General features: G+C 35.1%; 22 protein-coding genes. 18 read left to right on the top strand and 4 right to left on the bottom strand.

Going from position 1 to position 22,150, the window contains the following annotated elements:
* Positions 1-6 precede the first annotated feature (6 nt).
* The 4 genes from IPM56_04185 to IPM56_04170 all read right to left on the bottom strand — a co-directional run bounded on the left by IPM56_04185 (position 7) and on the right by IPM56_04170 (position 5,901).
* Positions 7-3,111 carry an efflux RND transporter permease subunit gene (locus tag IPM56_04185; protein ID QQS37160.1) on the bottom strand — a complete coding sequence of 1,035 codons (3,105 nt, stop codon included), beginning with the start codon at positions 3,109-3,111 and terminating at the stop codon, positions 7-9.
* Positions 3,112-3,122: 11 nt separating this feature from the next.
* Positions 3,123-4,115: an efflux RND transporter periplasmic adaptor subunit gene (locus IPM56_04180; protein ID QQS37159.1), complete on the bottom strand. Its 993-nt coding sequence runs from the start codon at positions 4,113-4,115 to the stop codon at positions 3,123-3,125.
* Entirely contained in the window at positions 4,112-5,377 is a 1,266-nt protein-coding gene (locus tag IPM56_04175; protein ID QQS37158.1) for a TolC family protein, read from the bottom strand. The genes IPM56_04180 and IPM56_04175 overlap by 4 nt, the downstream gene beginning before the upstream one ends.
* Before the next feature lie 62 nt (positions 5,378-5,439).
* On the bottom strand, positions 5,440-5,901 hold the full coding sequence (locus tag IPM56_04170; protein QQS37157.1) for a hypothetical protein: 462 nt from the start codon (positions 5,899-5,901) through the stop codon (positions 5,440-5,442).
* A 489-nt stretch (positions 5,902-6,390) separates the two neighbouring features.
* On the opposite strand from IPM56_04170, the gene IPM56_04165 reads away from it, so the two are divergent.
* From IPM56_04165 to IPM56_04080, 18 genes are all read left to right on the top strand, one after another.
* Positions 6,391-7,650: a TolC family protein gene (locus IPM56_04165; GenBank protein QQS37156.1), complete on the top strand. Its 1,260-nt coding sequence runs from the start codon at positions 6,391-6,393 to the stop codon at positions 7,648-7,650.
* Between the two features lie 14 nt (positions 7,651-7,664).
* Positions 7,665-9,374 carry an efflux RND transporter periplasmic adaptor subunit gene (locus tag IPM56_04160; GenBank protein QQS37155.1) on the top strand — a complete coding sequence of 570 codons (1,710 nt, stop codon included), beginning with the start codon at positions 7,665-7,667 and terminating at the stop codon, positions 9,372-9,374.
* Positions 9,375-9,392: 18 nt separating this feature from the next.
* Positions 9,393-12,581 carry an efflux RND transporter permease subunit gene (locus IPM56_04155; GenBank protein ID QQS37154.1) on the top strand — a complete coding sequence of 1,063 codons (3,189 nt, stop codon included), beginning with the start codon at positions 9,393-9,395 and terminating at the stop codon, positions 12,579-12,581.
* Between the two features lie 12 nt (positions 12,582-12,593).
* Positions 12,594-12,893 carry a hypothetical protein gene (locus IPM56_04150; protein QQS37153.1) on the top strand — a complete coding sequence of 100 codons (300 nt, stop codon included), beginning with the start codon at positions 12,594-12,596 and terminating at the stop codon, positions 12,891-12,893.
* 114 nt (positions 12,894-13,007) lie between these two features.
* The gene (locus IPM56_04145; GenBank protein ID QQS37152.1) at positions 13,008-13,346 is read left to right on the top strand and encodes a P-II family nitrogen regulator; all 339 of its coding nucleotides are present in this window, start codon (positions 13,008-13,010) and stop codon (positions 13,344-13,346) included.
* 42 nt (positions 13,347-13,388) lie between these two features.
* Entirely contained in the window at positions 13,389-13,805 is a 417-nt protein-coding gene (locus IPM56_04140) for a DUF1573 domain-containing protein (protein QQS37151.1), read from the top strand.
* 183 nt (positions 13,806-13,988) lie between these two features.
* Positions 13,989-14,432 (top strand): hypothetical protein, encoded by a 444-nt coding sequence (locus IPM56_04135; protein ID QQS37150.1) that lies wholly within the window; start codon positions 13,989-13,991, stop codon positions 14,430-14,432.
* Between the two features lie 74 nt (positions 14,433-14,506).
* The gene (locus IPM56_04130; protein ID QQS37149.1) at positions 14,507-15,478 is read left to right on the top strand and encodes a zinc ribbon domain-containing protein; all 972 of its coding nucleotides are present in this window, start codon (positions 14,507-14,509) and stop codon (positions 15,476-15,478) included.
* Between the two features lie 28 nt (positions 15,479-15,506).
* Positions 15,507-15,719, top strand: a complete 213-nt coding sequence (locus IPM56_04125) for an SHOCT domain-containing protein (GenBank protein QQS37148.1) — start codon at positions 15,507-15,509, stop codon at positions 15,717-15,719.
* A 19-nt stretch (positions 15,720-15,738) separates the two neighbouring features.
* Positions 15,739-16,422: a DUF2318 domain-containing protein gene (locus IPM56_04120; protein ID QQS38220.1), complete on the top strand. Its 684-nt coding sequence runs from the start codon at positions 15,739-15,741 to the stop codon at positions 16,420-16,422.
* Positions 16,423-16,522: 100 nt separating this feature from the next.
* A complete protein-coding gene (locus IPM56_04115; protein ID QQS37147.1) occupies positions 16,523-17,056 on the top strand; it encodes an ABC transporter permease in 534 nt (177 codons plus the stop codon).
* 231 nt (positions 17,057-17,287) lie between these two features.
* Complete coding sequence (locus IPM56_04110) at positions 17,288-17,701, top strand: FtsX-like permease family protein (protein ID QQS37146.1); 414 nt, start codon at positions 17,288-17,290, stop codon at positions 17,699-17,701.
* A gap of 9 nt (positions 17,702-17,710) precedes the next feature.
* Positions 17,711-18,379, top strand: coding sequence for an ABC transporter ATP-binding protein (locus IPM56_04105; GenBank protein QQS37145.1), 669 nt, complete (start codon positions 17,711-17,713; stop codon positions 18,377-18,379).
* On the top strand, positions 18,373-18,585 hold the full coding sequence (locus tag IPM56_04100) for a YHS domain-containing protein (protein QQS37144.1): 213 nt from the start codon (positions 18,373-18,375) through the stop codon (positions 18,583-18,585). The genes IPM56_04105 and IPM56_04100 overlap by 7 nt, the downstream gene beginning before the upstream one ends.
* A 39-nt stretch (positions 18,586-18,624) precedes the next feature.
* The gene (locus tag IPM56_04095) at positions 18,625-19,569 is read left to right on the top strand and encodes a tetratricopeptide repeat protein (GenBank protein ID QQS37143.1); all 945 of its coding nucleotides are present in this window, start codon (positions 18,625-18,627) and stop codon (positions 19,567-19,569) included.
* A 32-nt stretch (positions 19,570-19,601) separates the two neighbouring features.
* On the top strand, positions 19,602-20,087 hold the full coding sequence (locus IPM56_04090; protein QQS37142.1) for a hypothetical protein: 486 nt from the start codon (positions 19,602-19,604) through the stop codon (positions 20,085-20,087).
* Positions 20,088-20,163: 76 nt separating this feature from the next.
* Positions 20,164-21,012: a hypothetical protein gene (locus tag IPM56_04085; GenBank protein QQS37141.1), complete on the top strand. Its 849-nt coding sequence runs from the start codon at positions 20,164-20,166 to the stop codon at positions 21,010-21,012.
* 69 nt (positions 21,013-21,081) lie between these two features.
* Positions 21,082-22,143 (top strand): hypothetical protein, encoded by a 1,062-nt coding sequence (locus tag IPM56_04080; GenBank protein ID QQS37140.1) that lies wholly within the window; start codon positions 21,082-21,084, stop codon positions 22,141-22,143.
* Positions 22,144-22,150: the final 7 nt, after the last annotated feature.

Raw genomic sequence — 22,150 nt, 5'->3', positions numbered from 1 at the left:
CAAGTTTTACATTTCACGTTCGCTGAATTTTATTGAAAACCATTTGTATAAAGCGGGCAAAACTAATAGAGTAAGTATAGTTGAAGTAAACAATCCACCAACTACCACGGTTGCAAGAGGTCTTTGAACTTCACTCCCTGTACCTGCCGCAAACAATAATGGAATTAAACCAAGAGCGGTTGTAAGCGCGGTCATTAAAACCGGTCTTACTCTTAACAAAGCTCCTTTAACCGACGCTTCATCTATTTTTAAACCTTCTCTCATCAGTTGATTAAAATAAGTAACGAGTATCATTCCGTTTTCTAATGCGATGCCAAATAACGCAATAAAGCCAACCGAGGAAGGAACAGAAAGATTTTGTCCTGTTATCCAGAGCCCTACTACACCGCCGATTAACGCAAGCGGAATATTCAAAAGAATAAGCAGTGAGTTTTTAACGGATCCAAAATTGAAAAAGAGTAATAAAAATATCAGAAGTAACGTGATCGGAATAACTACTGCAAATCTTTTATTTGCTTCCTGCTGAAGTCTGAACTGTCCGCCCCACGTTACAAGATAGCCGGCTGGCAGCTTCACGTTTGATTCGATTACTTGCTGTCCTTCTTCAACAAATGAACCTATATCTCTACCAACAACATTTGCCTGTATAGTTATAAACCGCTGGTTATTTTCTCTGGTTATTTGTCTCGGTCCTATTACTTCTTCTATTTCAGCAAGCTGACTTAGCGGCACATTTGTCCCATTTGGTGCTTTAATAAGTATTTTACCAATGTCGCTTGCCGTTAATCTTGCTTCGGGTGTGAATCGGACTAGTATATCGAATCTTCTTATTTCTTCAAATATTTGTCCTGCAGTTTCTCCGCCTACCGCTGTTCTAATTACCTGCTGCACATCTTCAACATTAATTCCGTAACGGGCTATGCTATGTCTGTTTATCACAATTTTTAACTGCGGTGCACCCGTTACCTGGTCAACCTGAACATCTTCGGCTCCTTTTACAGTTCTGATAACCGAAGCAATTTTTTCTGCTTCATTCTTTAAAACTTCAAGGTCACCGCCAAATAATTTGATAGCCAATTCTGCTCTTACACCTTCGAGAAGTTCATCAACAGTCATCTGAATCGGCTGAGTGAAGTTAACAAGCGCGCCCGGTATTTCTCCAAATTCTTCACGAATAATTTCTTCTAATTCACCCTGACTCATATCGCGCCGCCATTGTTCTTTGGGCTTAAGAAGTACATACATTTCCGCACTATTTATTGGGTCCGTATGAGCACCCACTTCACCTCTGCCAATTCTTGTAACTGCTCCTGCTACTTCCTGTATTTTCATTAATCTTCTTTCGGCAATCAATGTTAATCTTGTGCTTTCAGTTAACGATATTGACGGAGCCATTGACATCCTCATTACAATAGTTCCTTCCTGCAAGGTTGGCGTAAACTCGGAGCCAAGCTGAGGAAAAATTATTATTCCGAATAATAATATTAATGAAGCCAGCATTACTGCAATTATTCTTCTTCGCACAAAAAATCTTACAACCGGTTCATATACTTTTTGCAGTTGTAATACAATCCATAATTCTTTTTGTTCTTTATTGCTGTTGATTTCTTTTTTTGTTCTTCTCATTAAATAAGAAGAAAGAACCGGAGCAATTAGTACGGCAAATATTAATGACCCCAGCATCGCAAGTGCAATGGTATATGCAAGGGGACTGAATGTTTTTCCTTCAACACCCTGAAGTGTAAACAGCGGAATAAAGACAACAATAATAATGATTATTGCGAAAGTAATTGGACGGATTACTTCTTTACCTGCTACAGATATAATATGAATGAAGTTTTCTTCTTTACCAGATTCTCGTTTCAGCCGGTCAATATTTTCCACCAAAACAATTGTCGCATCCACCATCATTCCAATGGCAATAGCCAGCCCGCCGAAGGACATAAGGTTTATTGAAATATTAAAGTAGCTCATCCCAATAAACGCAAAAAGAATAGCAAAGGGTATTGACAGTGCAACCACTATGCTTGGGCGCAGAGATCCCATAAAAATCATCAGAATAATTACTACTAAAATTATTCCCTGCCATAATGCATTTGTTACCGTTGTAACTGCAGATTCTACAAGTGATTTTTGTTCGTAGTAAGGAACTATTTTTATTCCTTCCGGAAGTATTTTATTTATTTCAGCAAGCTTTTGTTCAACCGCGCTAATTACAGTAGAAGAGTTTGTTCCGTACAATTTCACTACCATACCCGAAACTACTTCACCAATTCCATTCCTTGTTTGAACACCCCGCCTGATTGCACCACCTATTTCAACATCCGCCAACTGGGAAAGATAAATGGGTATTCCATCTTCAGCTTTTATTATAATGTTTTCAATGTCTTCAATTTTTTGTGTTAGCCCGACAGACCGGACAACAAATTCTTCAGCATCCTTTTCAATAAATTGTGCACCAACATTTAAATTATTTGCTTTTATCTTCTCAACAATTTCATTTATAGTCACATCATAGCGCAGTAGTGCATTCGGATCTATAGCAACCTGAAACTGTTTTTCATATCCGCCAATACCAAGCACTTCTGTAACACCGGGAACTGTTTGAAGCTGGTATTTTATCAGCCAGTCTTGTATTGTTCTTAATTCTTCAAGTGTATATGTGCCGGTAGTATCATCAAGATAATAAAACAAAACCAAGCCCATTCCGGTTGATATTGGTCCCATCTGCGGATCACCAAAACCTTCCGGTATCTGTTCTCTTGCTTCAGTAAGTCTCTCGTTTACTAATTGCCTTGCAAAATAAATATCGGTTCCATCCTTGAAATATATATTCACAACCGATAAGCCGAAATTTGAAACAGATCTTATGGTTTCAAGATTTGGCAGACCGTTCATTGTTACTTCAATAGGATAAGTAACATATTTTTCAACTTCTTCCGGCGCTAATCCTTCTGTAACTGTAAAAACCTGAACAAGTGAAGGTGAAACATCCGGGAAAGCATCTATTGGAAGCTGCTTATAACTTAAATAACCAGCAGCCATTATTATTATTCCTAAAACAAGAATCAGAAGTCTGTTCTTTAATACAAAATCTATTATTTTATTCATTTCATCTCCTTTTAATGTCCGTGTCCGCCGCCGAAAGATTCTTTCAATATCTCGGCTTTGAGTATGAATGAATTTTTAGATACATATTGATCGCCAGCTTTTAATCCACTAATAATTTCAATATTATCATCATTTTCATTACCTGTTTTTACAACTTGAGGCTTGAATCCGCCATCTTCATCTTTTACAAAAACAACTATCTGTTCTTCTAAAGTTTGCAATGCTGTTTTTTCAACTACTATCGGAAATTTTTTTTCGCTTGCATATACTTTTGCAGTCACGAACATCCCTGGCAGCCATTTACCGGATTGATTATTCAATATTACTCTTGCGGTGGCTGTTCTTGTTTTTTCATCAACAATAGGACTCACATAGGAAATGGTTCCCGTCTCTTCAATATCCATTGAACCAACCGAAACAAGCGCTCTCTGCCCGCCTCTGATTTTTCCAAGATCTTTTTGATAAATATTAAAATTAGCCCAGACTCTATCAAGATCTGCAATTGTAAAAGCGTGTGCTTCATTTCCAATCAGTTCACCCTGTGTCATATGCATTTCTATTATTGTTCCGCTTATCAATGATTGAACCTCATAGGTGGTTAAACTTTCATTGCTTTCTATTAAGGCAAGAGTTTCTCCTTTTTTTACTTTATCGCCCACAGTTTTATAAACTTCTTTAACTATACCATTAAACCGCGGAATTATATGTGAAATTCTCGAAGGTTCAGCAATTATTTCACCGGTTAAATCAATGTGTGTTTTTATTATTCCGGGTCCAGCTTCTTTAACTTCAATTCCGAATTCTTTCATTGTTTCTTCTGTAAGAACAATTTCTTCCGAATGCTCTTCATTTTCATTTTGCGTTTCAGCTTTGCTATGTTCTTCTGTTTCAACACCTTCAATCTCTGTTTTTTCATCGGAACATCCGGCTGCAAAAACTACTAATAATGTTATGAACAATATTCCTATTAGTTTCATTTGTTTTTCTCCAAAATACTTTTTCATTTTATTAAATTTTTCCCTGTTATGTTTTCTATTTCTATCAATGCGTTGTAATAATCTGCCAACTCAAGCAAGAATTGCGTTTGGGTTTCAAATAATGTTCTCTGTGCATCCAATAAATCAATAAAAGCAAATCTTCCTTGTATATATCCTTGTCTTGTTATCTCGTATGCATTCTCCGCTTCGGGGATGATGTTGTTCTTCAACTGCAGCGAATTATTGTAAGAACTCAAAAGATTATTATTAGCTGTATTTAATTTTGCTATTACATTTAACCTTCGTGCATTTTTAATTGCATCTATTTGCTCTAATCTTACTTCTGCTGCCTGGATGTTTCCCTGGTTCCTGCTAAAAAAAGGAAGCGGGATTGAAACTCCGGCAACAAATGAATTGGTTTTCAGTTCATTCAAATATCTTACGCCCAAGCTTGCCGTTAAATCCGGAATTGCCTGTGATTCTTCCAACTCAAGCTGTGCTTTTCTGATATTAGTTTCATTATTTAGGTTTTTTATTGAAGGAATATTTTCTAAATCTTGTAGCACGTTTTCTTTGTTTGGCGGCGTAAGAAGATTTTCAAACAAATCCGTAGATGGTACCAGATTTTTTCCAGTTGTACCCAATAAAGAATTTAATCTTGTTTGAACCGATAAATAACTTCTTTGCAGACGCTGCAATTCTATCTGGCTGTTAATCAAAGCAACTTTTACTTTTGATTCTTCAGCCGGAGAAGTTCGTCCTGCTTTTACACGTTCTGAAATAGTTTTCAGAATATCTTCATTGAGTTCAACAAATTTTCTTTGCTGCTCAATCTGCATTTGAATTTGAAACAACAAAAAGAAAGTTGATTTGACGCTGGCAATAACATCAAGCTTTAGCAGTTCATACTCTCCCTTTGAGGAGACAATTTCAGTTTCAGCAAGATTTAAACGGCTGCCTCTCTTTCCTCCAAGCTCAAAAAGCTGGCTGCCTGAAAGAGTATATTGACTTCCTTTGAAGCCGCTTAATTCCTTTCCGCCGAGAAAATCTTCTGCTTCAAAATTCGCTTCGGGATTGGGAATTAGCCCGGCTTGAATTTTTTGTTTCTCGAGAAAAGTTAACTCATATTCAAATGCCTTCAGATTCGGATTGTTTTTTAAGGCAATTTCAACTGCTTCAGTAATTGTTATTTCTTCTGTTTGATTTTTAATTGAATCATTCCCTTGTTGTGCACCTGTCTGAACAATCAAGCTTAATAACAAGAGAACTAATACACTTATAATGCGCATACATTCTCCAAATGGTCTTAAAATTTATTAATGGATTTTGTGGAGTAAGAACAAGAGTAGGATTAAATCAGAAGAAGAACAGTTTTATATGAATCGAGTTGTGTCGATTTGTAGTTTATTTCTTGTGTTATTAAAGTAGATTTTTTTTCTTCACTTGAAACATTAAGATTGTTAAAATCAATTAATATTGTAGAATTTAATGGCTGGTATTTCTTTACGGTAACTGAATATTCTTCATCACAATTTTCGGTTATAGCAACATCCTCACAAAGATTACATTCCTCATTAATATTTGCTTCTAAATAGTTAGTATTGTTTGATGACGAAATAATAGTAGCACAGCAGTATTGTTTGTTAGCCATACTTTCCAGCACTACACGTCCATCACTTTCGAAACAAATTACATAACTTTGTAATACAACATGTGCAAGCAAAAGATGAATAACAAATATCTGCAGAAATACTTTTCGAACAGCGACACGCTCAACAATACTTTTAAAAATATTTAGATTCTTTCTCTTCATTGGCTGAAAATATAATGATTTCTTATTATTTATGAAAGGTTAATTAATAATGACAATCAATTATTGTTGTTAAAAAACCTATTCCTGCTATTAAGAATTTCATTTTTAATAGCTGTTTAATCTTACGGCTTTATGTTGTTAAATAAGCGTCTTTTACTTTTAAAATGCCGGCTGCACACATAGCCGGGCATTTTTTAAATCAACTAAAATATTTTAGCACTCGAACTTTTAAGAACTTTAAAAATATTTAAACTCCTTAAAAAACCGCTTTAAAAATCAAAACTAAAAATTCACTTTTCAAATCAATTCCATAGTTTTTTCTTTGGCATCAGAGTTTCATAAGAAATTTCAAATGTTGAAAAGTAGTGATAAATAAATGTTTGAAAATGGTTTGATATGGTATTTGGGTTACCTGGTTTTTACGACCGGATTAATTGTTACTTTTTTAAAAGTTTTTAAGGATAAAAAAAGATAAATCAGGAAATTTTTATGACTAAAGCTCTTGTATTGTTTCTTCTGTTTGCAGGAATTATTTCTTCCTATTCACAAACAAATGATAGCTCTCTCGATTCTTTAATAAACCAGGCACTTCTGGTTAGTCCCAAATTAAAAATGTTAAAAGCAAAGTATAATGCATCTGAGAGCAGGATTGAAGTAAACTCAAATTTGCCCGACCCGATGCTTACTCTCGGGTTAATGAACTTACCCACTAATTCATTTTCTTTTACACAGGAACCAATGACAGGAAAAATAGTCGGTTTAAGCCAGGCTTTTCCATTTCCGGGCAAGCTGGGCTCTGTTGCGGATGTAGCTGAAAAAGATGCTGAAATTGTTACCAAAGAAATATCAGATTCAGAGAATGAAATCAAAAAGATTATCTCCCAGAATTATTGGGAACTGGTGTTCGTCAGAAAAGCAATTGACGTTGCAAATGAGAGCAAAATATTATTGAAAGATATAGCGGAAGTTGTCAGAGCTAATTACTCCGTTTCGAAGGCAAGCCAGCAGAACCTTTTAAAAGTTGAACTTGAAATAACAAATATTACAGATAGAATTGAAGAGATGAAGAGCAAAGAAAATTCTCTCGTTTCAATGATAAATGCACAGCTTTTAAGAGATGCTCAATCATTTATCTATACAAATGACCTTCCTTCAATTGAATATTTAAAAATTACTCAGAATAAGCTTGATTCTCTCGCTAAATCTTACAGACCTTTTCTCGAAGGTATTCAATTAGCAAAACAAAAAGCTGAGTTGATGAAAGATCTTGCAGAATATGATTACTATCCCAACTTCAATTTGTCATTGCAGTACTCATTCAGAGATAAAATTGAAAAAACAAATATGCCTCTGGATGATTTCTTTTCTGTTATGGTTGGTCTTTCCATACCGCTTAATTATGGAGGCAAAGTAACCGCAAAAGTTGAAGAAGCAGAAGCAATGCAGAATATGTATGAGGAACAATATCAGGCATCTTTACAAATGCTAAACGGAACTTTTGGATCATCAATTGCAAAGCTTAACACTCTGCAGGAAAGAATAAAGCTGATTGAAGAAGCTTTGCTTCCCCAGGCACAGCAGACTTATTCTGCATCTCTTTCAAGCTATCAGGTTGCACAGATTGATTTTATCAACGTAGTTGATGCACAAAATAAATTATACCAGGTAGAGACAAACCTTTACAGGTTAAAATCAGAATACCTAAAAGAAATTAACGAACTTGAATTTTTAACAGGAATAGAATTTTAACAGGAGCAATAAAAGTGAAAAAGAAAATCATAATAATAATTGGACTTGCGTTTATAATAATAGCAGTTGGATTGTACTTTATAATTGAATCTAACGGTGGGGATAGTTCAACAAACACATCTGAGAAACAGCTTTACACCTGCGGAATGCATCCTGACGTAATATCCGAAGAACCAGGGGATTGCCCTATATGCGGTATGAAATTGCTTCCGAAAAAAGGAACAGGGTCATCTACGATTAGTGGAGAAAGAAAAATTCTTTACTGGCGCGCCCCGATGGACCCAAATGAAATTTATGATGCACCCGGAAAATCAAAAATGGGGATGGATCTGGTTCCCGTTTATGAAGATGCAGCAGGCGCTGAAGGCATTGTTTCAATAGATCCAACAGTTGTTCAAAATATGAATGTTAAAACTGCGCTTGTAGAAAAGAAAAGTCTTTCCTCAGAAGTTGTTACAAATGGAATCTTAACCACCAATGAAAAAACAGAGTATATAGTTACAACAAGAGTTAACGGGTGGGTTGAAAATCTTTACATAAACTATACAGGTCAGCCTGTTACAAAAGGTCAAAAGCTGATGGACATATACTCCCCTGAACTCGTTGCTGCCCAACAGGAGTTGATTACAGCACTTAATTATCAGAAAGCGGTGAACAAGACAAGTTTCGATGAGGTTCGCGAAAGCGGCGATGAGCTTTTAAAGAATGCTGTCAGAAAACTTCAGCTTTTGGAAATACCTGAAAGCGACATTGAAAAAATTAAAGAGACACGTGAAGTAAAAACTTATGTTACACTTTATGCACAAAGCAGCGGAACCGTTTTAGAAAAAAATATTCTGGATGGACAGAAAATAATGGCTGGTATGCCGCTCCTAAAAATTGCTAATCTTTCTAATCTATGGTTAACAGCGGACGTTTATGAGTATGAACTTTCTAAAATAAAAGAAGGCTCTAAAGCTGAGATTAGATTTAATTACTTCCCCGGAAAAGTCTATGAAGGGAAAGTATCATTCATTTATCCCACACTTGAAACGAAAACCAGAACAGTAAAGATAAGAATAGATATTCCCAATACTAAAGGCGAACTGAAACCTTCAATGTTTGCCAACGTAGTTATTAAAGGAAAAGATTTAGGAGTTAAACCGGTTATACCTGAAAATGCTGTAATAAGAAGCGGAAGAAAAGATATAATAATTCTTGCATTGGGTGAAGGAAAATTCAAACCGCAGGAAATTACTCTAGGTGATTATTCAGATGGATATTATCAAGTTATAAGAGGATTATCTGAAGGAAGTAAGATAGTAACATCAGCTCAATTCTTAATTGATTCGGAGAGTAATCTGAGAGCTGCAGTTAGTCAGTTTAAAGGTGCTGATAAATTAAAAACACCGGAGAAAGAAGAAACACCCGAACATAAACTTGATACAATGTCTGATGCTGATAAAGAAGAAATGGATATGCCGGAACAAAGTGATAAGGAAATGAATAAAGATATGGAATCTCATTCCGGTCATGAACATTCTTCCCCATTAATAAGAACCGGAGTAATTGATTTGAAAGCAATTGATAAAAATAAAGATGGAAAAGTTTTTCAGGATGTTATGGATTGGAACGTAATTTCTGATGAACCCGGTAGATGCCCTATTTGCAATATGGAGTTGCAGGAAGTTACTCTTGATGAAGCAAAGAAAAACTTAATTGAAAACGAATTTAAAGTAAAATAAAAACACTGGAGATTTTGGATGGTACCTGGCACCGGAAATAAAGAAAGTATTATTGCCAAACTTATTGAATGGTCAATAAATAATAAAGTAATGGTTATAATATTAACTACAGCTTTAATATTCGCAGGAATATGGGCTGTGGCTAATACGCCTATAGATGCACTTCCCGATTTAAGCGATGTTCAAGTAATAATTTTAACCGAATACCCTGGACAGGGACCACGGATTGTTGAAGATCAGGTTACTTATCCCCTTACCACTAAAATGCTTTCTGTTCCCTATGCAAAGGATGTTAGAGGTTACTCAATGTTCGGTTATTCGATGGTGTATATAATTTTTGAGGATGGAACGGATATATACTGGGCCCGAAGCCGTGTACTTGAGTACCTGAGCGGCTTGAAAGGTGCGCTTCCAGATGGCGTTAGTCCGCAGATTGGTCCCGATGCTACCGGATTGGGATGGGTTTATCAATATGTGCTTCAATCCGATAAAAAAGATTTACAGGAGCTGCGTTCAATTCAAGATTTCTTTTTGAAATATGAACTTACTTCTATACCGGGAGTTGCAGAAGTAGCAAGTATTGGCGGTTATGTTAAGCAATACCAGGTTAATGTAGATCCTACAAAATTAGCTTCTTACAATATTCCGCTGCAAAAAGTAAAAATGGCAATTCAGCGAAGCAACAATGATGTTGGCGGTCGTTTGATGGAAATGGGCGAAATGGAATATATGGTGAGAGGATTAGGATATATAAAGAATGAAGAAGATCTAAAAAATATTTCGATAGGTGTTTCCCCGAATACCGGCTCTCCAATATATCTAAGAGATGTAGCAAGTATAGGCATAGGTCCAGAGTTAAGGAGAGGACTTGCTGAATGGAATGGAGAGGGAGAAACGGTTGGAGGCATTATAATTATAAGATTCGGTGAAAATGCTCTTGCAGTTATTGATAAAGTAAAAGAGCGACTTGAAGAATTAAAAAAATCTTTGCCGCCTGATGTTAAAATTCTTCCGGCTTACGACCGGTCAACATTAATTAATAGCGCAATAGATAATTTAAAAATGACGCTTACCGAAGAAACGATAATTGTTGCACTTATTATCATTGCTTTTTTACTTCATTTTAGAAGCTCCTTTGTTGCAATATTTACGCTTCCTACAGCAGTTTTAGTTTCATTCTTAATCATGAAGCTGCAGGGAATAAACGCGAATATTATGTCACTTGGCGGAATTGCCATTGCGATCGGGGCAATGGTAGATGCCTCAATTATTCTTGTTGAAAATGCTGCGTCGCATATGTCTGAAGACCAGGACAAGCCGAAAGAAAAGCAAAGGCCTCATTGGAATATAATTATGGAGTCGGCAAAGGAAGTAGGTCCATCAATATTTTATTCACTGCTTGTTATAACCGTTTCTTTTCTTCCCGTGTTTACACTTGAGCAGCAGGAAGGAAGACTATTTAAACCGTTAGCCTTTACAAAAACTTATGCAATGGGTGCCGCTGCAATATTAGCCGTTACAATTGTGCCGGTTTTACTCGGATATTTTGTACGTGGTAAAATGAGAAAAGAAGAAGACAATCCTATTACAAGGTTTTTGGTAAAACTGTATCATCCTGTTGTTGACTTTGTAATGAAAAGAAGATATTGGGTTATGGGGACTGCACTTGCTGTTATTCTTGTCACAATAATTCCTTTTACAAAGATCGGATCAGAGTTTATGCCGCCGTTGTATGAAGGCGATCTTCTCTATATGCCTACAACTTTACCCGGAGTATCAATTACAAAAGCCAGAGAAATATTACAGCAGACTGATAAGATCATTGCATCTTTTCCCGAAGTAGAAACGGTATTCGGAAAAATTGGACGTGCTGAAACAGCTACTGATCCGGCTCCACTTACAATGATTGAAACCACTATTCAACTAAAACCGAAGGACCAATGGCGTGAAGGAATGACGCCCGAAAAATTAATTGAAGAATTAAATAATGCTGTTCAAATTTCCGGTTTAACAAATGCCTGGACAATGCCGATTAAAACCAGAATTGATATGCTCTCTACAGGAATTAAAACTCCTGTAGGAATTAAAATAGCAGGACCGGATTTAAATATTCTGCAAGATCTTGGTAAACAAGTTGAAGAAGTTATTAAAACAGTTCCCGGCACGCGCTCTGCTTATGCAGAAAGATCCGTAGGTGGTAATTATGTTGACTTTAACATTGATAGAGAAGCAATTGCAAGATACGGATTGAATATTCAGGATGTTCAGGATGTGTTTATGTCCGCTGTCGGCGGCATGAATATAACAAAAACGGTTGAAGGGATTGAAAGGTACCCGGTAAACCTCCGGTATCAGAGAGACTATAGAGAAAATATAGAATCTTTAAAAAGAGTATTGGTCCCGATTCCCGGCGGCGGGAATATTCCATTAGAAGAACTCGGCAACATTGAAGTAGTTAAAGGTCCTCCTATGATCAAATCTGAAAATGCAAGACCTAACACCTGGGTGTTCGTGGATCTTACTGTGTCTGATATTGGTTCATTTATAGAAGATGCAAAAAGTGCAATAGACAAACATATTACACTTCCCCCCGGCTATTCAATTAAATGGAGCGGCCAGTATGAATATATGGAAAGAGCTTCTGCTCATCTTTCGTTAGTTATTCCTCTAACTCTCTTAATAGTAATTGTGCTTCTTTATATGAACACAAAATCGATGTTGAAAACAGGTATTGTTCTGCTTGCACTTCCTTTTTCTCTGGTGGGCGCTATTTGGTTCCTTTACCTTGCAGGATTCAACCTTAGTGTTGCTGTTTGGGTTGGTATAATAGCTTTGCTAGGCGTTGATGCAGAAACCGGTGTAGTAATGCTTTTATATCTCGATATATCTTACGAAAAATTTAAGAAGAATGGATTGTTAAAAACTATGGCAGACCTGAAAGAATCAATTTTCGAAGGCGCTGTTAAGAGAGTCCGCCCTAAAATGATGACTGTATTAACTACTATGCTGGGTCTGCTTCCGATCCTAATAGGTGTTGGTGTTGGTTCTGATACAATGAAAAGAATTGCTGCACCAATGGTAGGTGGAATTCTTACAAGTTTTATAATGGAGCTTACTGTTTACCCGGCAATATTCTATGCATTAAAAAGACGTGAAGTCAGAAAAATGTGGAAAGAACAAGAACAATTAAATCCTGCAGTTAATTAAAGAGGTAAAAAAATGAAACAAATTTTGGCTTTAATATCAATTTTAATAGTAGCAGCCGGTTTAACTTTTTCTCAGCAAAATAACACTGAAGTTTTTTCTGATGAAAAGGTAATAGAAGTAAATCCTTTGGATAGAAAAATTACTGAACCGAAAAATGAGCTTTGTCCTGTTGAGGGTGAGGAAATTAATTCAACGATAACTCAACTTATTTATAATAATAAAATAATCGGTTTTTGCTGTGAAGTATGCGATGAGGCATTCCTAAAAAATCCAAAAGCTTATGAAGATAAATTAAATGGAAAGGATGCTTAGATGGAATATATTGTTTTAACTGGTGTGATAAGTCTGTTTATTTTCTTTGGTGTTAGAAAATTCAAAAAAGCCTCTCAAGGCAAAGATTGCTGCAAATAATAAAAAGGGAAAGTAATGAAAGAAATAAAAGCATACATAAGACCGGATATGGCAGACAGGGTAATTTCTAGTCTTGAATTAGCGGGTATTAAGGGAATGACGATCATAGATGTTTCTACAATCGGAGGTTGGGTAGATCCCGAACGCTCACAAATGTCTATTGATTACTGCGAGAAATATTGCAGCAGTGTTAAGATAGAACTCGTTTGCTCAGATGAAGAGCTCGAAAAATTTGTAACTGTAATTTTAGAGAATGCTCATACAGGTAGAAAAGGAGACGGAAAAATTTTCGTTTCCGATATTACAGACGCTATAAGCATTAGAACCAAACAGCACGGTGCTGAAGCGCTTTGATTTTTAGAATTAAAAAATTTGTCAGCTAAAAAGGAATAGGTTATGAAACTCAGTTCACTAAAAATATTTTTGCTCATTATTATAATATCTGCCTCTTCAAGTTTTGTATGGGCGCAGTTCGAACCGAAGGCAGTGATTCATCCAATGAGTTATGATTATGGCAATATTGTTCAGGACTCGGTTGTAACAACAATATTTGTAATTACTAATGAAGGTAATGATATCCTTAAAATAAAGGATGTTAAAGCTTCTTGCGGATGCACCGCAGTAGTCGTTGGTGAGCACGAACTAAAACCCGGTGAGTCAACAGAAATTGAAGTATCATTTGATTCAAAAGGAAGAACAGGCAAGCAGAATAAAACTATTACCGTTAGTACAAATGATCCTGATAACAGCATAATAAAACTTGCTATTACAGGAAATGTGATTAAAAAGGAGAAATCCAGTACATTAAAATAATTAATTCAAAAAATAACATATACATTAATAATGAAGAAAGTACAATGAAACAACTAACAAAAATCTTTGCTGTGGCGTTATTCGTTTCAGCATCTTTATGACAGAAGAAGATTCCGAAACAAGTTCGGGATGACAAGAAAGTAATAAATTAAATAATTCACAATCAACAAAAGGAGTAACACAATGTCAAAACAACTCTTAATCACAATCGCACTTGTTTCTTTCTTTAGTGCATTCATGCTTGCACAGGAACAAACTGATAAACAAGAAAAGAAAGAGTGTGCAAAGGGATGCTGTTCAGGTCATGAATCAGAAACGATGACAATAGCACATATGGAAATGGACAGCACTAAATCAGGTCATAAACATATGGATATGAAAGATCATAAAAATATGAAGATGGATTCCAGCAAAACAAATAAAGAATCCTGGGTAAGAGAAGGTGAAATAGACCTTAAAGCAATTGATAAAAATAAAGATGGCAAAGTTTTTCAGGATATGATGGACTGGAATGTCATATCAGATGAAGCTGGTGAATGCCCGCTTTGCGGAATGAAACTAAAAGAGGTTACTATCGAAAAAGCAAAAGAAAATCTTGTTAAACATAATTTCAAAGTAAAAGAATAAACCTTTCCATCACTCCCCCCTCCTCTCCTTGATACGGAGAGAAGATGGGGGTGAGATTAAAGTGAGATGATAAAATGATTTGTAATAGCTGCGGCGTAAATAATAAAGAAGAAAATAAATTCTGTATAAATTGCGGTGATGAATTGATAGTGGCAGAAAATACTTCCGGGAATGACTGCCCCAATTGCGGAGCAGAAAACGATGAAGAAAATAAGTTTTGCATTTCCTGCGGTCATCAATTAAATAAAAATGCTGGACAAAGAAAAAACTTTGCTGAACAAAGCAAAGCTGTTACCAGCACGGGTAAAAAAGGGAAAAGCAAAAAGCAGTTGCACCGGGAATCGAAAGGCAGTTTTAAAAGAAAACAGGCAAGAAAATTTTCCGGCCTAAAAAATCTAAAATTATTGTGGATAACTGTGGGAGTTGTTTTAGGTTCAGTTATACTTGCAACCTCATTTGATTTGATATTTCGTCCTCAGACAAAAGATATTCCCGTTGAAATAAAAAGCAGTAATCCTGTTGTTGAAGCAAAAGTATTTGAGATAGCTTCAAAGTTCGTTTGTTCCTGTGGAACCTGTAATGAGGAATCGCTTGAAGTATGTACTTGTGGTCGTGCTGTGGAAGAAAGACAATTTATCCGTGATTACTTAGAACAAAATCAGAAATCAGAGGATATAGTTGTGGCAGTTGCAAATAAATATGGCTGGCTTAAGGCAGAGTTTGCATCTGCTTTTAATGTAGATGCTTCAAAGGTTTGGAATCCCAACCAATTGCAAATTTCCAATAATATAATTCCTCCTATTTCGCCAGCACCTGCAACGTCAAATAACAAAGCTACGATTTCAGACAGGTATACGATTTACTCTGCATTTAACTGTCCATGTGGTCAATGCAGAATTGACGAACTGAAGGATTGCAACTGCCCTCATCCGAATGGAGCTAAAGAAGTAAAGAAATTTATTGATGAAAAGATTAATGAAAATAAATATTCAGTGAATGATATAATTGACTTTGTAGATAAAAAATACGGCGGTAAAAAAATATAGAAAGAATGATTGAAGAAAGGAGAAAAAAATGTTTCACGATATGAGCTTTATGGGAATGTGGTGGTTATGGCTGATAATAATAATTGCTGTAGTAATCATTCTTGTTTATTCAAATAATTCGCGTGGCAGTATGCCAAATATATCCAGCGAAACACCGCTGGATCTGTTAAAGAAGCGTTATGCTAAAGGAGAAATTGATAAACAAGAGTTTGAAGAAAAGAAAAAAGATTTGTTAAACTAATTTGAATATAGGTGATAATATGCATGAAATTAATTACTGTCCACAATGCGGTGAAAAAATAAACGGAAAGGTAATATTCTGCCCTTCCTGCGGTCATAAAATTTACAATAAACCGTCTGTAGCTTATAATAGAGATAATTCAAAGAGAGAAAAAGTTCTTAATCAAAGAAGCGGTAGTAATAAGAAAGGTTTTATAACGGCAGGAGTAATAGTTTTATTTGTTAGTGCAATAATTTTTTATATCAATGCAAAGCCCTCAAAGGAAGAAGCGGTAATCAACCAGCAGCCCAAAATTACAAATGCTGTAAACTATCCGTTTACCCGGTTCGATCATTTCTATTCAATTGCATTTGAACAGAATGGGAAAATTATCTTGCCTCTTGATGTTGTAAAAGAAAAGAAGTTTGTAAAGTTTGATTACCAGGGCACAAACTCCTCCATTCCGCTTCTGGCTTATCTTACAGAGGACGGTAAAGTAGTAACTGCAATAAGCTTATGCGAGCCTTGCGACTCAAAAGATTTTCACATTCAGGGAAGTAATTTAATTTGCAACTCCTGCGGTACTACCTGGGATTTAAATAATCTTGATGCAATAAGCGGTTCGTGTGGTAAATATCCACCAGACCCTGTTCCAAGTAAAGTTGTTGGAAATGAAATTCAGATAGATGAATACGCTGTAACAAGCTGGACCAGAAGGAATTAAAATGAGAAATGTTAAGCGAAGCGAAATCCGCTTTTGGAGGAAAAATGGGAAGTCAGGAGAAATACTTTTTACCTTGTACCCTTCAATGGAGTTTAAATAGATGAAACTATATAACATTTCTCTGCAGAGTTTAAGAAGAAGGAAATCAAGAACGGCTTTCCTTGTAATTGGGTTGCTGCTGGCTGTTGCATCATTTGTAACACTGTATGTTGTTTCAGAAAATGTAAATAAAAGTGTTGCAGAAAATCTTGATGAATTCGGCGCTAATATGCTTATTACACCTCAAAGTGATGGTTTGAATCTTAACTATGGTGGTATATCCATAACAGGACTAACATTTGAAAACAACAATCTTAATCAGGAAGACATAGAAAAAATTAAAACAATAAAAAATAAAGATAACCTAAGCGTAATTGCACCGAAGCTTTTCAACTCTGTAAAGATTATAACTTTAAATGGAACCAATGAAAAAAATATGGTTGCTGCAGGTATCAATTTTAAAGATGAAATAAGATTGAAGAAATGGTGGAGAATAAAAGGCAAGTATCCTTCGCAGGAGAATGAAATTTTAGTTGGCAATGAAGTTTCAAAACTTTTAGGAACAAAATTAAATCAGAAAATAAATCTTAATTGAGAAGAATTTTTAATCTCTGGAATTTTAGAGGAAACGGGCTCGCAGGATGATGCTCTTATATTTCTTGACCTAAAAAAATCTCAAGATCTTTTTAATAAAAAGAATGAGTTAAGCTTAATTGAAATAGCTGCTCGCTGCTACGATTGCCCAATCGAAGAAATTGTAAGACAAACTTCCGGCAAATTACCTAGAGCCAAAGTAACCGCCATTAAGCAATCAATCGAATCCAAAATGACAGCGATACATCGCTTTGAACATTTTTCACTTGGTATCTCGGCAGTGATTCTAATTATCTCTCTTCTTATAGTTTTCACAAATGTTAATGCCTCTGTAAATGAAAGAACAAAAGAAATAGGAATTTTTATGTCGGTAGGATTCAGACGCTGGCACATTATTAAAATCATTTTACTTGAAGTATTGATTGCAAGCTTTGCCGCCGGTGTAATTGGCTTCTTCATTGGGATTGCCGGGGCAAAAATTATTACTCCGATTTTAAGTATGGATAATAGCATAAAAATTAATTTCAGCTATTCGTTGTTATTGTTGTCAGCCGGGATGGCTGTACTTGCCGGGCTGCTCGCAAGTGTCCTCCCCGCACTTAAAGCAGCCAGGCTTGATCCAACTGTTGCATTCAGAAGTTTATGAGGAATTGATATGAGCTTAATACAATTAAATAATCTAACAAAAGAATACAAAAGCGGTAATGAAAAGGTTATAGCAGTAAACAATATTTCATTAGAAATTCACCAGGGCGAATTCGTTTCCTTAATGGGTGAATCCGGTTCCGGTAAAAGCACATTGCTTACAATTATTGGTGGTTTAAGTAAACCTACTAACGGTAAAATTATTATTGATGAAATTGATATTTACAATCTCTCTCCAAATAGTCTTGCCGATTTCAGAAGAGAATATATAGGATTTGTGTTTCAATCTTTTCAGCTAATACCATACTTAACAGTGATTGAAAATGTTCAGCTTCCTTTAGCAACAAACGGTCACTCAAAAATACTGCAAATGGAACTTGCTTCATCAATTCTAAATAAAGTTCATCTCGAGAGTAAAAGAAAAAGATTAATAAATGAATTAAGCGGCGGCGAGCAGCAAAGAGTTGCAATTGCACGCGCACTTATTAATGACCCGCTTATACTTTTAACAGATGAACCAACCGGAAATCTTGACAGCAAAACCAGCGAAGATATAATGAGCATTTTTTTAGAATTGAATCAATCTGGTAAGAGCATAATTATGGTTACTCATAATGCAGATTTTAAAAAATACTCATCCAGAAATATTAATCTATCTGATGGAAAATTGGTATGCTAAAAATAAGTAAGAAAGATTTCCTTGTTCGTGACCCGGTTTGCGGAATTCATATAGACCCGGAATACGCTGCTGATTTAGATTTCTACAAGGGCAAAATATTATACTTTTGCTCATATCCTTGCAAAGAAAAATTTGAAGCTGATCCCGAAAAATATTTTGCAGCAATACACGCTAAGGTTAATAAGAATGAACAATCAAACGAATAATATTACATTGAAGAAATTCCACCAATGCTGAGGTATGATATGAAAAGAATTTTAATACTCGTTGAAGTGCTTTTATCTTTTATTTTTATAAAAGCACAAGACAGTTCAGAGTCAGCAGCCGAAAAAGAATTCAACCAATCTTATGATAAAGGAGTTAAATATTTTTTTGAAGGAAATATTCCTAAAGCAGAAGATTACTTTCAATTAGCACTAAATAATAAGCCGGATGATATAAATACATTAAAGTATCTTGCTGAAATTTCTATAGCAAAACAAAATATACAAATGATTCAATACTACTATGAAAGAGTATTGGAATTGGATTCAAATGATGAAGACGCACTAATAAGTCTTGGCGTTATAAATCTTAATGACGGGAATTTTGATAAAGCAGAAAGTCTTCTTGCGAAAGCGGTAAATATACAACCTGATAATGAGCAAGCACTTTACAATTTGAGTGTTTTATACGGAACAATTGGTGAGTTTCCAAAAGCTGTAAACACTCTGAAAAAATTAATCGCTATCAATCCTTACAACAGTGAAAATTACCAAACTCTCGGATTATTTTATTTATCTCAAAATCTATACACCGATGCTGAAAAATATTTTTTTGAAGCGTTGAGATTAGATAATAATCTAATCGAAGCAAGAAAAGGATTAGTTATTATTTATCAGAATCAGAACAGACTTAAAAAATCGTTAGAATATTTGAATGGATTAGAAGCAATCTCACCAGACTTACAGCATTTAAATATTTTGAAGGCAAGCCAGCAATATCTGGAAGGTAAAATAAAAACGGCTATTAAATATGCACTTCTTGAAATTAAAAACTATCCACAGGAAGCGGATGCATATTATATGTTAAGCGATTTATATAAAATTATTGGTGATGAATCAGAGTCACGACTATATCTTGTAAAAGCGAAACAACTAAATGAGAATAATTCTAAAATAATGGTTTATTCTCTTCTTAATATAAAATAAAACATAATCTTAAAACTTTAAGGAGAATTAAAATGAAGTTAATAATCTTAACAACTGTAATGTTAATGGCGGTTCTTAACCTTAACGTAATCGCTCAGCACGATCACGGGATGCACGGCGGACAGCAGCAGGGAATGAATATGCAAATGCAGAATATGCAAAATATGATGAACAGGATGAATGACATATCCTCACGAATGAACGTAATGATGAAGAATATGAATGAAATGCATCAGCAGCATCAGAATATGCAGATGAATATGCAGCAACAGCATATGCAAAGTATGATGAACGAAAATATGATGCCTATGATGGAATCTATGAATCAAATGTCTGTGAATATGAAAGGAGTGACTCAGCATATGCAAAATATGATGGGAAACAAAGAAATGATGAACAATAAAAAATTCCAAAACAAGATGGATGAAATGATGGATAATATGGATGAGATGATGGGCAACTTTGAAGATATGATGAGTAATATGGAAGAAACTCAAAAACTTATGGAAGAAAAATAAATTAAAGATGAGAACTCTTATTAATTCTTTTTTAGTAACCTCTCTCGTCCTGGCGAAGCGCCAAGCCGTAGCCAGATTGTTTATAGTAATATTTTCTGTCATAATTCTACCTGTTGAAGTGAATGGTCAATCATACCTCTCTGAAAGAAGTTCCGGGTGGATTTTATCAACATCATTCCAGGTTACAGGCGGAAATTATTTTTATAATGAATACAACACTCTTTATTTTCTTTATGGAGGAATTAGTTATCAAAATGAAAACTTCTCCTTATACAGCTATATTCCAGTGATAGCACAAAATCGTCCCGGGTTTACACAATCCGGGATGATGATTATTCCAACAGGCAGAGAAGGTGAAAGCAACGGAGGAATGATAAATGAAGGTGGTAATATGCACGGTGGGAATAATTCTGTTAATCAAAGTTCTATGATGAATTCGCAAATATCTTTAGGTGATTTTTATATATACGGATCATACCAGTTTCTTAATGAAATTAATAATCCTATAGACCTTTATATTACTCCGGGTATAAAATTTCCAACTGCTTCCGCAAGCACAACAATTGGTACAGGAAAATTTGATTATAGTCTTTCGGCAAATGTGAGACGATCAATTGAATCTTTTGTGCTTTTAGCTGAAGTCGGATTTATAAAATTCGGAGATCCTGATGGAATAGATTATAAAAATCCATTTACTTATGGAATTGGATTGGGAAAATTTATTTCTGAAAACGGAAATTCTGTTTTGCTTTATTTTCTTTCCTATACATCTATACTCGATAATTATGAACCGCCGAGACAATTATCACTCGGATTTAATTTTAAATTAAACAGTACAGTGGTTTTATCTTTAATTGGTTCTAAAGGTTTAAGTAATTACAGCCCGGACTTTAGTTTTAGTGCAGGGCTAAACTTCGGCTTATAAAAGACAATTTCAGATATACAATTATTTGCAATTTGGTATATCTCTTTAATTAAAAGAATAGGAGTTGTTATGCAATTTGTTCCCGATTGGGCACCGAATATTCATCCGATGATTATTCATTTTCCGATTGTGCTTCTAATCCTTGCAGTATTGCTAGATCTTACCGGATTGCTATTGTCAAAATCCGATTGGATTAGAAAGTCAGCATTGCTGCTTTATATTTTAGGAACAATAGCGGCAGTAATTGCGTTTATTACAGGCAATGCCGCTTCCGATAGTATTGAAATTCCCGCTAATGCATTCTCAGCAATAAATGAACACGCCGATTGGGCTGAAACTACATTATGGTTTTTTAGCATTTACACAATTATAAGGTTGTCAATCGGAATCTTTTTTAAATCTTTGAAAAAGACTTTCATTATACCAATTGTTCTCTCCGGTATTTTAGGAATTTATTTCTTATATCAAACAGGCGATCACGGAGCACAATTAGTTTTCGGATATGGTTTAGGGACTGGAAACCTTACCAAACAAGAAAAACAAAGAAATGATACCACAGAAAAAGAACATATATCTGATTCAACCTTTACTATAAATGGAAATGGTTCCTGGAAACTGATTACGGATGATGGAATAATTAAAGTACTATCCGAAAAATTCAAATGGATAGAAGGTTCATTGGATGGACTCAGTCCAATGTTTGATCCCAATAAATCTGTTCTAATGTTTCATAAGGTACCTGAATCAATTTTCGTTTATGAAAATAAATTAAAAGGTGTTCAGGTTACAGCGGAAATTAATATTGATGATTTTAATGGCCAACTGGAATTAATTCATCACTTTATTGATAAAAATAATTATGATTTTCTCGGTTTAAAAGATGGAGAAATTTCTCTATCGAGGAAAAGTAAGGGGCAAATTAAAACCTTTGAAAAAGATAAATTCCAAAGTAATGGCTGGCTTGAATTAAAAGTTGTAAGTGAAGGAACTCATTTCAGAGGTTATATTAACAATAAAATGGTAGTCCACGGGCATGGTAGCGAACCTGAAGCCGGAAGTGTTGGAATCCGGATTAATGGGAAGGGAGCTTTTTACTTAAGTTCGATAGAGGTTCAATCTCTAAAGAAATAGAATTTTC

The sequence above is a fragment of the Ignavibacteriales bacterium genome, assembly GCA_016700155.1.
GTDB lineage: Bacteria > Bacteroidota > Ignavibacteria > Ignavibacteriales > Ignavibacteriaceae.
Note: the sequence above shows the minus strand (reverse complement) of the source record. Positions and strands in the feature narration are given on the sequence as shown.